We start from the raw sequence: 15,507 nt of genomic DNA on the forward strand, positions 1-15,507 counted from the left end.
GAAGCGATGCAGAGCATCGCCATTACCTCGGGATCCGATCTATGACCACAACGACCGCCCAACTGCGGGCCTCACCCCTGGACGCGCTTCAGCGCTGGCTGCCCAAACTGGTGCTGGCGCCGAGCATGTTCATCGTCCTGGTGGGCTTCTACGGCTACATCCTCTGGACCTTCGTGCTGTCCTTCACCACCTCGACCTTCCTGCCCACCTACAAATGGGCCGGCCTGGCGCAATACGCCCGGCTATTCGACAACGACCGCTGGTGGGTAGCCAGCAAAAACCTGCTGCTGTTCGGTGGCCTGTTCATCGCCATCAGCCTGGCCATCGGTGTGTTGCTGGCAGTGCTGCTGGACCAGCGCATCCGCCGCGAAGGCTTCATCCGCACCATTTACCTCTACCCCATGGCGCTGTCGATGATCGTTACCGGCACCGCCTGGAAGTGGCTGCTCAACCCCGGCATGGGCCTGGACAAGCTGCTGCGCGACTGGGGCTGGGAGGGCTTTCGGCTGGACTGGCTGATCGACCCCGACCGGGTCGTGTACTGCCTGGTGATCGCGGCCGTGTGGCAGGCCTCGGGCTTCATCATGGCGATGTTCCTGGCCGGCCTGCGCGGTGTCGACCCTTCGATCATCCGCGCGGCGCAAATGGATGGCGCCAGCATGCCGCGCATCTACTGGACCGTGGTTCTGCCCAGCCTGCGCCCGGTGTTTTTCAGTGCGCTGATGATCCTTTCGCACATCGCCATCAAAAGCTTCGACCTGGTGGCGGCGATGACCGCTGGCGGCCCGGGTTACTCATCCGACCTGCCTGCGATGTTCATGTACGCGTTCACCTTCAGCCGTGGTCAGATGGGCATGGGCTCGGCCAGTGCCATTCTCATGCTCGGGGCGATCCTGGCGATCCTCGTGCCTTACCTGTACTCGGAGCTGCGGAGCAAACGCCATGCATAGCCCTGTCGAAAAGCCCGTGCTCAGCATGAGCCGTATCGCCATCCATGCGGTGCTGCTGTTGGCCGTGGCGCTGTACCTGGTGCCGCTGGTGGTGATGCTGCTGACCAGCTTCAAGACCCCGGAAGACATCAGCACCGGCAACTTGCTGAGTTGGCCGCAGGTGATGACCGGCATTGGCTGGGTCAAGGCCTGGGGCACGGTCAGCGGTTACTTCTGGAACTCGATCATGATCACTGTGCCCGCCGTGCTGATTTCCACGGCCATCGGCGCGCTGAACGGCTATGTGCTGTCGATGTGGCGCTTTCGCGGCTCGCAGCTGTTCTTCGGCCTGCTGCTGTTCGGCTGCTTCCTGCCGTTCCAGACCGTGCTGCTGCCGGCTTCGTTCACCCTCGGCAAGCTCGGCCTGGCCAGCACTACCGGCGGCCTGGTACTGGTGCATGTGGTCTATGGCCTGGCCTTCACCACGCTGTTCTTCCGCAACTTCTACGTAAGCATTCCCGATGCGCTGGTCAAGGCAGCACGCCTGGACGGTGCCGGCTTCTTCACCATTTTCCGCCGCATCATCCTGCCGATGTCGACGCCCATCATCATGGTCTGCCTGATCTGGCAGTTCACCCAGATCTGGAATGACTTCCTGTTCGGTGTGGTGTTCTCCAGTGGCGACTCGCAACCGATCACCGTGGCCCTGAACAACCTGGTCAACACCAGCACCGGGGCCAAGGAATACAACGTCGACATGGCGGCGGCGATGATTGCCGGCCTGCCAACCCTGCTGGTCTATGTGGTGGCAGGCAAATATTTCGTGCGCGGGCTGACGGCCGGCGCGGTCAAGGGGTAAGCCATGGCAACGCTCGAACTTCGCAATGTGAACAAGACCTACGGCAGTGGCCTGCCGGATACCCTCAAGGACATCCAGCTGTCGATCAGGGATGGCGAGTTCCTGATCCTGGTCGGCCCCTCGGGCTGCGGCAAGTCAACCTTGATGAACTGCATTGCCGGCCTGGAGCAGATCACTGCCGGTGCGATTCTCATCGACGAGCAGGACGTCAGCGGCATGAGCCCTAAGGACCGCGACATCGCCATGGTGTTCCAGTCCTACGCGTTGTACCCGACCATGAGTGTGCGCGAGAACATCGAGTTTGGCCTGAAGATCCGCAAGCTGCCACAGACCGCCATCGACGAAGAGGTGGCGCGGGTGGCCAAGCTGCTGCAGATCGAGCACCTGCTGGCGCGCAAGCCGGCGCAGCTGTCCGGGGGCCAGCAGCAACGGGTAGCCATGGGGCGGGCGCTGGCGCGGCGGCCGAAGATTTACCTGTTCGACGAACCGCTGTCCAACCTCGATGCCAAGCTGCGGGTCGAGATGCGCACCGAAATGAAGCTGATGCACCAGCGTTTGAAAACCACCACCGTGTACGTCACCCATGACCAGATCGAGGCCATGACCCTGGGCGACAAGGTGGCGGTGATGAAGGACGGCATCATCCAGCAGTTCGGCACCCCCCAGCAGATCTACAACGACCCGGCCAACCAGTTTGTCGCCAGTTTCATCGGTTCGCCGCCGATGAACTTCATCCCGGTGCGCCTCACGCAGCAGGAGGGGCGCTTGTTGGCCGTGCTCGACAGCGGCCAGGCACGCTGCGAGCTGCCCTTGGGCGTCGCCGGTGACGAACTGGACGGCCGCGAGATCATCCTCGGCATCCGCCCCGAGCAGATTGCCTTGGGCACCGTCGAGGGCAACGGCCTGCCGGGCATTCGTGCCGAGGTGCAGGTAACCGAGCCCACCGGGCCGGACCTGCTCGTGTTCGTCACCCTCAACCAGACCAAGGTGTGCTGCCGCCTGGCGCCCGATGTGGCGTGCCGGGTGGGGGACACCCTCAACCTGCAATTCGACCCGGCCCGGGTGCTGCTGTTCGATGCCGGCACGGGCGCGCGCCTGCACCCGGCCAGCCCAGGCGCAGCGGTAAAGGACAACGTGGCTCACTTCAAAGGCCGTTGACTCGTCTACACCATCAATAAGAAAAAAGAGGACGCAAAGGGATGGAACAGCGCAAACGCATCAGGACATTGGGCTCGCTGGCTTTGCTCGCCGTTGTCGGCAGCAGCGGCGCGCAGGCTGCCGAGGCCTTTTCCAGCGAATCGAGATGGATGACCGGCGACTGGGGCGGCACCCGCACCGAATTGCTGGAGAAGGGCTACGACTTCACCCTCGACTACGTCGGCGAGGTGGCTGGCAACCTGCACGGCGGCTACAACGCCGACAAGACGGCCCGCTACAGCGACCAGTTTGCCCTTGGCGCACACCTGGACTTGCAAAAGATTCTTGGCTGGCACGATGCCGAGTTCAAGTTGGCGATCACCGAGCGCAGTGGTCGTAACCTGTCCAACGACCGCATCAGCGACCCGCGCGCCGGGCAGTTCAGTTCGGTGCAAGAGGTGTGGGGCCGTGGCCAGACCTGGCGCCTGACCCAGATGTGGATCAAGCAGAAGTACTTCGATGGCGCGCTGGATGTGAAATTCGGCCGCTTCGGCGAGGGCGAGGACTTCAACAGCTTCCCCTGCGACTTCCAGAACCTGGCGTTCTGCGGCTCGCAGGTGGGCAACTGGGTGGGCGGCATCTGGTACAACTGGCCGGTCAGCCAGTGGGCGCTGCGGGTGAAATACAACATCACCCCGGAATTTTTCGTGCAGGTCGGCGCCTTCGAGCAGAACCCCTCCAACCTGGAAACCGGCAACGGCTTCAAGCTCAGCGGCAGCGGAACCAAGGGCGCGATCCTCCCGGTAGAGGCGGTGTGGTCGCCCAAAGTCAACGGCCTGCCGGGCGAGTACCGCCTGGGCTACTACTACAGCACGGCCAAGGCCGACGATGTGTTCGACGACGTCAACGGCAACCCGCAGGCGTTGAGCGGCGAGGCCTTCAAGTCGCATTCCAGCAAGCATGGCTGGTGGGTGGTGGCACAGCAGCAGGTCACTGCACAGGCGGGTGACGTCAACCGTGGCCTTAGCCTGTTCGCCAACTTCACCGTGCACGACAAGGCCACCAACGTGGTCGACAATTACCAGCAGGTGGGGCTGGTCTACAAGGGCGCCTTCGATGCCCGGCCCAAGGATGACATCGGCTTCGGCGTGGCGCGTATTCATGTGAATGACGACGTGAAGAAGCGTGCCGAACTGCTCAATGCCCAGAGCGGTATCAGCGATTACGACAACCCAGGCTTCGTGCCGCTGCAGCGCACCGAGTACAACGCCGAGCTCTATTACGGCTTTCACGTCACCAACTGGCTGACCGTGCGGCCCAACCTGCAGTACATCAAGAGCCCTGGCGGGGTGGACGAGGTGGACAATGCGCTGGTCGCTGGTTTGAAGATTCAGTCGTCATTCTGAGGGCAATTGTTGTAAATTTACGCCAATCCCTTTTCGGTTCCCGGCACCCACTGGCCTGCAGTGGGTGCCAGGGATAGGCCGAGACAGCGCTATCTCAAACAACAAGAGCTCTGAACCATGCCCGAACATCCGCTCCATCGCTTCTTTTCCTCGCAGCGGCCCAGGCCGACATTCGAGTGGGAGCGTTACCAGCAGCGCGATGTGCTGATCATCGATCACCCCCGTTGCCAGGCGGTATTCAGTCGCCAGGGCGCGCAACTGCTGCACTTTCAGCCAGCGGGTGAACGCCCTTGGCTGTGGTGCGCCGAGCAGTGGCCGCAGGTAGGGGCGATCCGTGGTGGCGTGCCGGTGTGCTGGCCGTGGTATGGCCGCCACCCCAGCGAAGACTTGTGGCCTGCCCATGGCTGGGCACGGCTGCTGGACTGGAAGCTGGTGGACAGCCGTGAGGACGAGGAGGGCGTGACCCTGAAGTGGCGGCTGGACCTGTGTGACTGGCAGGTAGACCTGCATGCCCGGCTGGGTAGCCGCATGGAACTGAGCCTGAGCACCGAGCATCAGGACAGCGAACCCTGCCAGTTGAGCCATGCACTGCTGGCTTACTGGCGCATCAGTGACGTGTCCGAGATAGCGCTATCCGGGCTTGAGGACATCGAAGGTTACGACCGCTTGAACCGCCAGGCCTGCCGAGAAGATGGCGCGCTGAAGCTCAAGGGGGGCTGCCAGAAGGTCTACCCCGGCACACCGCGTGTGCAACTGCAGGACCCGGCCTGGCAGCGTGAGCTGTGCATCGATACGGGGGACAGCGACGACACCGTGGTCTGGCACCCGGGCAACCGCCCGTTGATGGGCGTGACCGGGCGTGAATGCCAACGCTTCGTCTGTGTCGAGGCCGCCAGCGGCAGTGGCGAGGGCCTGAGCCTGGCGCCGGGGCAGCGTGCCCACCTGCGCCTGCAGGCGCACCGGCTCAGTTGAGCTCGTCGTCCTCGATCGGGTAGCGGCTGGCGTTGAGGCTTTCCTTGATCTTGCGCAGGTGCGGCTGGAAGTCCACGCCGCGGCGCAGGGTCATGCCGGTGGCCAGCACATCGAGCACTGTCAGCTGAATGATCCGCGAAGTCATCGGCATGTAGATGTCGGTGTCTTCCGGCAGCGGAATGTGCAGGCTCAGGCTGCAGGCGTTGGCCAGGGGCGAGCCGGCAGCGGTCAGGCCCAGTACCGAGGCGCCGTTTTCACGGGCCAGCCGGGCCACTTCGACCAGTTCACGGGTGCGCCCGGTGTAGGAAATGATCACGAACAGGTCGCCGGTGTGCGCCACCGAGGCCAGCATGCGCTGCATCAGCACGTCAGCATGGGCCGACACGGCCAGGTTGAAGCGGAAGAACTTGTGCTGCGCATCCAGGGCTACCGGCGCCGAGGCGCCCAGGCCGAAGAAGTGGATTTGCCGGGCCTGGATCATCATGTCCACGGCGCGGCTGACCTGTTGCGGGTCCAGTTGCTGGCAGGCGCTGTCGAGCGAGGCGATGGCGCTGGCGAAGATCTTCTGGGTATAGGCGGCCGGGTCATCGTCGGCCTCTACTGCGCGGCTGACGTAGGCGGCGCCGCTGGCCAGGCTCTGTGCCAGCTGCAGCTTCAGTTCGGGGTAGCCGCTGACGCCGAACGAGCGGCAAAAGCGGTTGACGGTCGGTTCGCTGACCTTGGCTGCCTGGGCCAGCGCAGCAATGCTGAAACGGGTGGCTTGTTGCGGGTTGAGCAGGATGACTTCGGCGACTTTGCGTTCGGCCTTGTTCAGCTCGTCGAGGCGTCCCTGGATCTGCTCCAGGAGGTTTCGCACGCGGTCCATGGGTGTGTCCTTGGGTCGGGAAGACAGCCGGCTGTGGAAGCAGCAGGCTTTTTGCACGGTCGTCTATCGTACTGTCGGCGCGGTTGGCGTACCACTTGTCTGTAACACTTGCGTGTAATGTTGTGGTTTTTACTACATTATCCCTTGAAAACCGCATGTGAAAGCGGTATTCCTAGACCAACTTTAGGAAAGAACCAACATCATGGCTGCGATCAGTGTCGAACCTTGCACCTTTGCCCTGTTTGGCGCCCTCGGCGACCTGGCATTGCGCAAGCTGTTTCCTGCGCTTTACCAGCTTGACCGGGCCAACCTGTTGCACCCGGACACCCGCTTGTTGGCGTTGGCCCGCGAAGCCGGCAGCGCGCAGGAGCACCTGAACAGCATCGAGGCGCACCTGCGCCGGCATGTGCCCGAGGCGGATATCGAGCCAGCAGCGCTGGGGCGCTTTCTCGCCAGGCTGAATTACCAGCATCTGGATTTTCTTCAGCCCGAGGGCTACCAGGCCCTGGCCGAGCAATTGCCAGGCGAGCTGCCGCTGATCGCCTACTTCGCCACGGCGGCAGCGGTGTATGGGGCAATCTGTGAAAACCTCGACAAGGCCGGGCTGGCCCCGCGCACCCGTGTGGTGCTGGAAAAGCCTATCGGCCACGACCTGGAGTCGTCACGCCGGGTCAACGATGCCGTAGCACGGTTCTTCCCCGAAAGCCGGGTTTACCGTATCGATCACTACCTGGGCAAAGAGACGGTGCAAAACCTCATTGCCCTGCGCTTCGCCAACAGCCTGTTCGAAACCCAGTGGAACCAGAATTCCATCTCCCATGTGGAGATCACCGTTGCCGAAAAAGTCGGTATCGAAGGCCGCTGGGGCTATTTCGACAAGGCTGGCCAACTGCGTGACATGATCCAGAACCACCTGCTGCAGCTGCTGTGCCTGATCGCCATGGACCCGCCCAGCGAACTGTCGGCCGATGCCATTCGCGACGAAAAGGTAAAAGTGCTCAAGGCCCTGGCACCGATCACCGGCGACGGGCTAAGCACCCGTGTGGTGCGTGGCCAGTACATTGCCGGCTACAGCGAAGGCAAACCGGTGCCGGGCTACCTGGAGGAAGACAACGCCAATGCCCAGAGTGACACCGAAACGTTCGTCGCACTGCGTGCCGACATTCGCAACTGGCGCTGGTCGGGCGTGCCGTTCTACCTGCGTACCGGCAAGCGCATGCCGCAGAAACTGTCGCAGATCGTTATCCACTTCAAGGAAACGCCGCACTACATCTTCGCCCCGGAACAGCGTTTGCAGATCGGTAACAAGCTGATCATCCGCCTGCAACCGGACGAAGGCATTTCTTTACGGGTAATGACCAAGGAGCAGGGCCTGGACAAGGGCATGCAGCTGCGCAGCGGCCCGTTGCAGCTGAATTTTTCCGACACCTGGCGCAGCACGCGGATTCCGGATGCCTACGAGCGCTTGCTGCTCGAAGTGATGCGTGGCAACCAGAACCTGTTCGTGCGCAAGGACGAAATCGAATATGCCTGGAAATGGTGCGACCAGTTGATCGCCGGCTGGCGTAATGCAGGCGATGCGCCCAAGCCTTACGCGGCGGGCTCCTGGGGGCCGATGAGCTCGATTGCACTGATCACACGCGATGGGAGGGCGTGGTATGGGGATATCTGAACTGAAACTGCCAGCGGCTGTGAAGGTACACGCGCTGGCAGATGCCAAGGCGCTGGCCGCCACTCAAGCCCACGACGTGGCCGAGCGCCTGCGTGCGGCGATTGCTGCCAAGGGCCAGGCCTGCCTGGTGCTGTCCGGCGGCCGCAGCCCGGTGCCGTTCCTGGAGAAGCTGGCCAGCGAAAACCTGGACTGGTCCAAGGTCACCGTCAGCCTGGCCGATGAGCGCTGGGTGCCCGTGGAGCACGCCGACAGCAATGCTGGCCTGCTGGCCCGCCACCTGCTCAAGGGTGCAGCGGCCAAGGCCCGCTTTGTTGGCCTGTACCAGCAGGCGGAGAACCTCGAAGCCGCCGCGCTCAAGGCCGACCAGGCCTTGGCCGGGCTGCCACTTATCGATGTGTTGGTGTTGGGCATGGGCGACGATGGCCATACCGCCTCGCTGTTCCCGGCCAGCCCCAACCTGGAAGCAGGCCTGGACCTGTCCAGCCCGCGCCGCTGCCTGCCGTTGCTGGCACCGAGCGTGCCGCACCAGCGCCTGTCGATGACCCGCTCGCTGCTGGCCAGTGCTGCCTTTACTGCGCTGTCCGTGCAAGGCCAGGGCAAACTCGCTACCCTGCGCGCCGCGCTGGCTGGCAACGACCTCACTGAAATGCCGATTCGCGCTTTTCTTCACGACCCCCTGGACATCTACTGGTGCCCATGAGCCAAGGATCCACAGTCATGACCACCCTTGAACGCCCACAGCCCAAGCTCTCGATGGCCGATAAAGCCGCGCGGATCGATGCCATCTGCGAAAAGGCGCGCATCCTGCCGGTGATCACCATCGCCCGTGAGGAAGACATCCTGCCACTGGCTGATGCCCTGGCCGCTGGCGGCATCCGTACCCTGGAAGTGACCCTGCGCTCGCAGCATGGCCTGAAGGCCATCCAGGTGCTGCGTGAACAGCGCCCGGAGCTGTGCGTTGGTGCCGGTACCGTGCTTGATCGCAGCATGTTTGCCGCCGTTGAAGCGGCGGGCGCGCAATTCGTCGTTACCCCGGGCATTACCCAGGACATTCTCGAAGCTGGCGTGGACAGTGAAATCCCGCTGCTGCCGGGCATCAGCACCCCGTCCGAAATCATGATGGGCTACGCCCTGGGCTACCGCCGCTTCAAGCTGTTCCCGGCGGAAATCAGCGGCGGTGTTGCAGCGATCAAGGCCTTTGGCGGGCCGTTCGGTGATATCCGCTTCTGCCCTACGGGCGGCGTGAACCCGGCCAACGTGCGCAACTACATGGCCTTGCCCAATGTGATGTGCGTGGGCGGGACCTGGATGCTCGACAGCGGCTGGATCAAGAACGGCGACTGGGCGCGGATCGAGGCGTGCAGTGCCGAGGCGATGGCGTTGCTGGACGCCAACTGAATTTGTTGTGTGCTTTACGGCTTATGGGGCGCTTGGTCGGCGCCCCTTTTTTTGCCTGTCATTCTTGTAGGGCCAGAACAGGCAACAAAAAAGCCCGCATCAAACGATGCGGGCTTTTTCATTCATCACACCAGGGCTCAGGCCGCCTTCGCTTCCTGCTGGCTCAGCGAGCGGTTCAGCGCGCTGAACAGCGCCTTGAAGCTGGCGGTGGTGATGTTTTCATCGATACCCACACCATGCACCGGACGGCCACCGGCCACGCGCAATTCAATGTAGGCAGCAGCCTTGGCATTGGTGCCTGCGCCAATGGCATGCTCGTTGTAGTCCATGATCTCCACCGAGATCGGCAGGCCGGCTACCAGGGCTTCCAGGGCGCCGTTGCCCTTGCCGCGCCAGTGCAGGGTGGTTTCGCCTTCGCCGGCGACTTCCACTTCCACGGCGCTGTGGCCGTTTTCTTCCTGCAGGCGGTGGCTGACCAGCGCGTACGGCGCGTTGGCCTGGAGGTATTCCTTGTGCAGCAGGCTGTAGATCTGCTGGGCGGTCATTTCCAGGCCCAGGCGGTCGGTTTCACCCTGGACGACCTGGCTGAATTCGATCTGCATGCGGCGTGGCAGGCTGATGCCGTATTCCTGCTCGAGCAGGTAGGTGATGCCGCCTTTGCCCGACTGGCTGTTGACGCGGATGACCGCCTCGTAGCTGCGGCCGATGTCGGCCGGGTCGATCGGCAAGTAAGGCACTTCCCACAGCTCGCCTTCCTGCTGCTTGGCGAAACCTTTGCGGATGGCGTCCTGGTGCGAGCCGGAGAACGCGGTGTGGACCAGATCGCCCACATACGGGTGGCGTGGGTGCACCGGCAACTGGTTGCACTCTTCGACCACTTTGCGCACGCCGTCGATGTCGGAGAAGTCCAGCAACGGGTCGATGCCCTGGGTGTAGAGGTTCAGTGCCAAGGTCACCAGGTCGACGTTACCGGTACGCTCGCCGTTGCCGAACAGGCAGCCTTCGGCGCGGTCGGCACCCGCCATCAGGCCCAGTTCGGTGGCGGCAATGCCGGTGCCGCGGTCGTTGTGGCAGTGCAGGCTGATGATCACGCTGTCGCGACGGCTGACGTTGCGGCAGAACCACTCGATCTGGTCGGCGTAGATGTTCGGGGTGGACACTTCCACGGTGGCCGGCAGGTTGAGGATGATCTTGTGCTCAGGCGTCGGGTTCCACACTTCGATGACTGCGTCACAGACTTCCTTGGCGAACTCCATTTCGGTGGCGCTGAAGGTTTCTGGCGAGTACTGGAAGGTCCACTGGGTTTCCGGCTGCTGGGCAGCGTACTTGACGAACAGCTTGGCCGCGTTCACCGCGATGTCCTTCACGCCTTGCTTGTCCTGGTTGAAGACGATGCGGCGGAACGACGGGCTGGTGGCGTTGTACAGGTGGACGATGGCTTTCTTGGCACCGCGCAGCGACTCGAAGGTACGGGCGATCAGGTCTTCACGGGCCTGGGTGAGCACCTGAATGGTGGTGTCGTCGGGGATGTGGCCTTCTTCGATCAGCATGCGCACGAAGTCGAAGTCGGTCTGCGAAGCGGACGGGAACGAGGCTTCGATTTCCTTCACACCCACCTGCACCAGGGTCTTCCAGAAGCGCAGTTTCTTCTCCGAATCCATCGGCTCGATCAGCGACTGGTTGCCATCACGCAGGTCAGAGCTGCACCAGATCGGCGCGGCAGTGATGGTCTTCGACGGCCAGGTGCGGTCAGGCAGGTCGATGGTCGGGAAAGCGCGGTACTTCTTCGAAGGGTCTTTGAGCATGGTCATGGAAGCAATCCTTTTGTGTGCGGCCGAGATCGGGCCTGCCGAGCGATAACGAGATGAAGAGGCGAGGCGACGCGATTCAACCTGGTAGTCGGGCGCTGACCAGGCAGAGGCTGCGATGTTGTCGGAGCAGGATGAGGGTGCTGAAGGTTTTCATGCCTTCAAACTTAACCAGTGGGGTGGGGGATGGCAAGCGTTCGAGGAAAATTGAGAGGAATGCTTAAAAAAAGATCTTGTGCGAGATTTTATAGCTGGAATTTGCTGGGTGATTATTGAATGTTGCGCGGTATTTTTCGATGGCGCAACACAGTGGAATTGATGTCGGCAGTGCTGGTCTCTTCGCGGGTAAACCCGCCCCTACCAGCTGCAGCGCAGCCTTCGGATGCGGCGCGCCCCCTGTAGGAGCGGGTTTACCCGCGAAGCAGGCGCTGCGGTTTCAGGGCTGGAACGCCCCAATGAAAATCGCCGGATCCACCCGCGCATCATTCAGGCTGACGTTCCAGTGCATATGCGGCCCGGTCGCCCGCCCGGTGGAGCCCACCCGCCCGACCACCTCGCCACGGCGCAGTTGCTGCCCCACCTGCACATCGATCTTCGACATGTGGCAGAACATGCTGATGAAGCCCTGCCCATGGTCGACGAACACTGTGCGGCCATTGAAGAAGTAGTCCCCCACCAGAATCACCTTGCCATTGGCGGGGGTCTTGATTGGCGTCCCCGCCGGCACCGCGAAGTCCAGCCCTGCATGCGGGTTGCGTTCTTCGCCATTGAAGAAGCGGCGCACGCCAAACTTGCTCGACAGCGGGCCGTTGACCGGCTTGTCGAGGATCAGGTTGCTCGGCAGGCTCGGGCTGAAGCTGCGGTAGGCCTTGATCTGCTCGGCCAGTTCGCGGTCGATGCGCTTGAGGTCGGCGGGGTTCGGGTTGACCTGGCGGGTGTTCTTCAGGGTGATGCGCTGCTCGGGGTATTTTTTGCTCCCCACGCTGAAGGGCAGCGTGCGACCGCCCTGGTTCAGCGTGGCGGTGCCGGGCTTCTGGGTCAGCGGGATGCCGACGATGGCAAGCCAGGTATCCTGCTCTTTCACCACCAGCACCGGCTTGCCGTCGAAGCGGGCACTGGGCGCGCTGGCGGCGGGGCCCAGGTCGACCACTGCAACGCCGCCGGGCACCGGCTTGTTCAGCGTGCGGGTGATGTAGCTGGCCTGAGCGCCGCCGGCCAGCAGCAACAGGGAAAGGGCAAGCAAAGGCGCAAGCAGGCGGGGCATGTGTCAGTCCAGTAGTGAGAGGGTGACCGGGGTCAGGTGGTTGTCTTCGACCCGCACCAGCAGCTCGCCTTCGTTCAGGCGAGCGGTCAGGCGCTGGCCGTTGCGGGTCTGTTCGGCGCTGCGGATGGCCTGGCCTTGTTCATCCAGCAAAATGCTGTAGCCGCGGGCAAGGGTGGCCAGCGGGCTGACCACCTGCAGGGTTTGCAACTGAGCCTGGAAGCGTTGGCGGCGATCTTTGAGCACGTCGCGCATGGCCCGCGGCAGGCGCTCGGCCAGGCTGTCCAGGCGCTGGCTCAGCAGTTTCAGGTTACGCCCCGGATGCTGTGCGGCCAAGCGCGTATCCAGGCGTGCCAGGCGCTCGCGGCGCTGGTTGAGGCTGAGCATGAAGGCGCGGCGCAAGCGCATGTCCAGGTCGTCCAGGCGCTGGGCTTGCTGGCGCAAACGCTCGCCCGGGTGGCGCAGGCGCCGGGCCAGGGATTCCAGGCGCAGGCGGTCGTGGGTCAGGCGGTTCTGCATGCGCAGCAGCAGGCGCCGTTGCAGGCCATCCAGGCGTTGCTGCAGGCCACTGTTGTCGGGGGCCAGCAGTTCCGCGGCAGCAGACGGTGTGGGGGCGCGCACGTCAGCGACGAAGTCGCTGATCGACACATCGGTTTCATGGCCCACGGCGCTGACAATCGGCGTTACGCAGGCGGCGACCGCACGCGCCACGGCTTCTTCGTTGAAGCACCACAAGTCTTCCAGCGAGCCGCCCCCACGGGCCAGGATCAGCGCATCGAAACCGAGGCTGTCGGCGAGACGGATGGCACGCACGATCTGCGCGATGGCTTCGCGGCCCTGTACCGCTGTCGGGATCAGGTTCAGCTCTACCTGTGGAGCTCGGCGGCCGAACACGCTGATGATGTCGCGGATCACTGCACCGGTGGGTGATGTGATGATGCCGATGCGTTGGGGGTGGGCCGGTAGCGGCTTCTTGCGTTCGGCGCTGAACAGCCCCTCGGCACCGAGCTTCTCCTTCAGGGCTTCGAACGCCAGGCGCAGTGCGCCATCGCCGGCCGGCTCGACGGTGTCGAGAATCAGCTGGTAGTCGCCACGCCCCTCGAACAGCGAAACCTTGCCGCGCACACGAACGGCAAGGCCGTCTCGCAGTGCCTGGCGTACGCGGGTGGCATTCTGCCGGAACAACGCACAGCGCACCTGGGCGCCGCTGTCCTTGAGGGTGAAGTACATGTGGCCGGACGCCGGGCGGGCGAGGTTGGAAATCTCGCCTTCCACCCACACGCTGCGGAACACGTCTTCCAGCAGCACGCGGGCGCGGCCGTTGAGTTGGCTGACGGTAAGGACCTCACGGTCCAGGCCGAGTCGTTCGAAGGGGTCTTTGATCATGGCGGGCATCATCGCAGTTGAAAGCAGAGAGCTTCAAGCAATATGAGCCTCCATTTGCCAGATTGGCGCCACCTCAGCTCAGACCTGACATATTGTAAATTGGCTCAAATTGAGGCTCGGCGACGACTGAGTGAACTGGTTCGCAACTCATGTGCCTGCATTCCGATATCTGTTACATCCGTCGAGTTCGGAGTTGTAGTTTGCACCGATTGTTGCGTCGCAGACGGGATATCGGTGAGCGAGTTGTTTCCACTGCTTTGCAGGCTCTCCATTGACGCGTAAGGGGTCGCTTCAGCGCTATTGATAGGCTCCTGCGGGCGGGGTTGTATACGCTGGGTCAGTTCCCGTTGCAGGGTGTTAGCTCGCTCAGCTTGTGCAATTTGAAGTGCGGCTCCAGTCGTTTCTTGCTGCTGCGCAAGGCTCTCGAATACTGAAGTCAGGCTGGGTCGCCTGGAAGGGGTTGCTCGGCGTGTTTGGGTAATACGTTTCAAAGGCGCTAAATGTCCAGAAGGGTCGGTAAAGTTCACCGGGTCACCCGCACAGTAGGCATAGCTATTGATTCCACCTTTGCCGAAGGGGCTCAAGCTATCAGCCGAATGGAAACGCAACAGGCGTGGGTTGTAGGTGCGATATCCACTGCCCAGTATGTAGCACCCAGATTGTTGGTCTTGGGGTTCTCCGTTGAATCCCAGCGAGCTTGTGAGGTGGCCTTCCGATTTGCGGTGCCCGTAAGGGCAGTACGGCTTTGCGCGTTGAAGTGCGCAGCACTTGATGCTTTGGTGTGGTTTGAACCCTTCCACGGTGAACGCCCTTCTTCGCTTCCAGATGTTATTCAAACCATCTAGCGGGGCAAACTCAACTGGCAGTTTTGACAGGTATGGTGGTGGCTTGGTTCAACGCTGCATTGCTGCCACGAACTGGCGCACCATCTGCCCTGCATCACGTCGGCAAGCCAGCGCTACGGTGCTCTCGCAGCCCCCCTCCAGCGCCACGAAACTGACCGAAGCCGGCGCAATTTCACGCATGCACGCTGGCAGTAACGCCACCCCGAAGCCCGCCTGAATCAGCTGCAATTGCGTAGTTTTGCGCGACAGCACCTGCGCCGCGCGCGGAAAGAAGCCGGCCCCCATGCACAACGAAGCCGACAGGTAACTCAGCCCGCCACGGTCCCGGTGCGGGATGGAAATAAAACGTTCTTCCCTCAATTGCTCCAGTTGAACGTACTGCGCATTGGCCAACGGGTGCCCAGCGGCGACCGCCAGTAACAGCGGTTCGCTGAACAGTTCATGCAGCACCACGCCTTCATGCTGGCGCAGCACTGGCAAGCGCAGCAGGCCAATATCCAGCCGCCCGGCCGCAATATCTTCCAGCTGGGCCTCCGACGACTGCTGCGCGATCTCCAGCGAAACCCCCGGGTTTTCCCGCAGATAGTCCCCCAGGCGAGTCAGCAACGGGCCGATCAGCGGCACGGTACTGGAATGGTTCAGGCGCAGGCTGCCCTGCAACCCCTCGCCAATGTCGCGCGTTACGCGCTCTGCTTGCGCCAGGTCGGCCAGCAAGCGGCGTGCCCGTTCGAGAAAGGCCTGCCCGGCCAGCGTCAGGCGTGGCAGGCGTGCCGTGCGTTCGAACAGTGGCGTGCCCAGTTGCTGCTCCAGCTCCTTGATCTGCCGGCTCAGCGCCGACTGGGCGATGTATAGCCGTTCGGCGGCACCGCTGAAGCTGCCACAATCGGCAATTTCCACGAAGTAACGCAACTGGCGGATCGACGTCATGTCATGCCTTTTCAAGATAGCTATGGCGATAAAGTCATATTA

The 15,507-nt window shown here is 62.7% G+C and carries 14 protein-coding genes; 8 read left to right on the forward strand and 6 right to left on the reverse strand.

Annotated features, from left to right (window positions below; all coding sequences use genetic code 11):
- Nucleotides 1-41: 41 nt before the first annotated feature.
- The 5 genes from D906_RS18535 to D906_RS18555 all read left to right on the forward strand — a co-directional run bounded on the left by D906_RS18535 (nucleotide 42) and on the right by D906_RS18555 (nucleotide 5,303).
- On the forward strand, nucleotides 42-950 hold the full coding sequence (locus D906_RS18535) for a carbohydrate ABC transporter permease (protein WP_019098213.1): 909 nt from the start codon (nucleotides 42-44) through the stop codon (nucleotides 948-950).
- Complete coding sequence (locus D906_RS18540) at nucleotides 943-1,788, forward strand: carbohydrate ABC transporter permease (protein WP_016713086.1); 846 nt, start codon at nucleotides 943-945, stop codon at nucleotides 1,786-1,788. The genes D906_RS18535 and D906_RS18540 overlap by 8 nt, the downstream gene beginning before the upstream one ends.
- A gap of 3 nt (nucleotides 1,789-1,791) precedes the next feature.
- Nucleotides 1,792-2,946: an ABC transporter ATP-binding protein gene (locus D906_RS18545; protein WP_025753764.1), complete on the forward strand. Its 1,155-nt coding sequence runs from the start codon at nucleotides 1,792-1,794 to the stop codon at nucleotides 2,944-2,946.
- 41 nt (nucleotides 2,947-2,987) lie between these two features.
- Entirely contained in the window at nucleotides 2,988-4,331 is a 1,344-nt protein-coding gene (locus D906_RS18550; protein ID WP_027615491.1) for a carbohydrate porin, read from the forward strand.
- 117 nt (nucleotides 4,332-4,448) lie between these two features.
- Nucleotides 4,449-5,303 carry a D-hexose-6-phosphate mutarotase gene (locus D906_RS18555; protein ID WP_016713084.1) on the forward strand — a complete coding sequence of 285 codons (855 nt, stop codon included), beginning with the start codon at nucleotides 4,449-4,451 and terminating at the stop codon, nucleotides 5,301-5,303.
- On the opposite strand, the gene hexR is transcribed toward D906_RS18555, so the two are convergent.
- Complete coding sequence (hexR, locus tag D906_RS18560; protein WP_169774905.1) at nucleotides 5,296-6,159, reverse strand: DNA-binding transcriptional regulator HexR; 864 nt, start codon at nucleotides 6,157-6,159, stop codon at nucleotides 5,296-5,298. The two genes, D906_RS18555 and hexR, sit on opposite strands and share 8 nt — an antisense overlap.
- A gap of 211 nt (nucleotides 6,160-6,370) precedes the next feature.
- On the opposite strand from hexR, the gene zwf reads away from it, so the two are divergent.
- The 3 genes from zwf to D906_RS18575 are packed head-to-tail and all read left to right on the forward strand — an operon-like array spanning nucleotide 6,371 to nucleotide 9,238.
- On the forward strand, nucleotides 6,371-7,840 hold the full coding sequence (gene zwf / locus D906_RS18565) for a glucose-6-phosphate dehydrogenase (RefSeq protein ID WP_016713083.1): 1,470 nt from the start codon (nucleotides 6,371-6,373) through the stop codon (nucleotides 7,838-7,840).
- Nucleotides 7,827-8,540, forward strand: a complete 714-nt coding sequence (gene pgl / locus D906_RS18570) for a 6-phosphogluconolactonase (RefSeq protein WP_016713082.1) — start codon at nucleotides 7,827-7,829, stop codon at nucleotides 8,538-8,540. The genes zwf and pgl overlap by 14 nt, the downstream gene beginning before the upstream one ends.
- A gap of 17 nt (nucleotides 8,541-8,557) precedes the next feature.
- Nucleotides 8,558-9,238: a bifunctional 4-hydroxy-2-oxoglutarate aldolase/2-dehydro-3-deoxy-phosphogluconate aldolase gene (locus D906_RS18575; RefSeq protein ID WP_019098216.1), complete on the forward strand. Its 681-nt coding sequence runs from the start codon at nucleotides 8,558-8,560 to the stop codon at nucleotides 9,236-9,238.
- A gap of 137 nt (nucleotides 9,239-9,375) precedes the next feature.
- On the opposite strand, the gene leuA is transcribed toward D906_RS18575, so the two are convergent.
- The 5 genes from leuA to D906_RS18600 all read right to left on the reverse strand — a co-directional run bounded on the left by leuA (nucleotide 9,376) and on the right by D906_RS18600 (nucleotide 15,465).
- Nucleotides 9,376-11,049: a 2-isopropylmalate synthase gene (leuA, locus tag D906_RS18580; protein ID WP_016713080.1), complete on the reverse strand. Its 1,674-nt coding sequence runs from the start codon at nucleotides 11,047-11,049 to the stop codon at nucleotides 9,376-9,378.
- A 433-nt stretch (nucleotides 11,050-11,482) separates the two neighbouring features.
- Nucleotides 11,483-12,310: a M23 family metallopeptidase gene (locus D906_RS18585; RefSeq protein WP_019098217.1), complete on the reverse strand. Its 828-nt coding sequence runs from the start codon at nucleotides 12,308-12,310 to the stop codon at nucleotides 11,483-11,485.
- A 3-nt stretch (nucleotides 12,311-12,313) separates the two neighbouring features.
- Nucleotides 12,314-13,693, reverse strand: coding sequence for an exodeoxyribonuclease VII large subunit (gene xseA / locus D906_RS18590; protein ID WP_026020419.1), 1,380 nt, complete (start codon nucleotides 13,691-13,693; stop codon nucleotides 12,314-12,316).
- A 104-nt stretch (nucleotides 13,694-13,797) separates the two neighbouring features.
- Nucleotides 13,798-14,493 carry an RHS repeat-associated core domain-containing protein gene (locus D906_RS27070; RefSeq protein WP_371058801.1) on the reverse strand — a complete coding sequence of 232 codons (696 nt, stop codon included), beginning with the start codon at nucleotides 14,491-14,493 and terminating at the stop codon, nucleotides 13,798-13,800.
- A 93-nt stretch (nucleotides 14,494-14,586) separates the two neighbouring features.
- On the reverse strand, nucleotides 14,587-15,465 hold the full coding sequence (locus tag D906_RS18600) for a LysR family transcriptional regulator (RefSeq protein ID WP_027609555.1): 879 nt from the start codon (nucleotides 15,463-15,465) through the stop codon (nucleotides 14,587-14,589).
- Nucleotides 15,466-15,507: the final 42 nt, after the last annotated feature.

The organism is Pseudomonas sp. LAIL14HWK12:I1, assembly GCF_003202095.1.
GTDB lineage: Bacteria > Pseudomonadota > Gammaproteobacteria > Pseudomonadales > Pseudomonadaceae > Aquipseudomonas > Aquipseudomonas monteilii.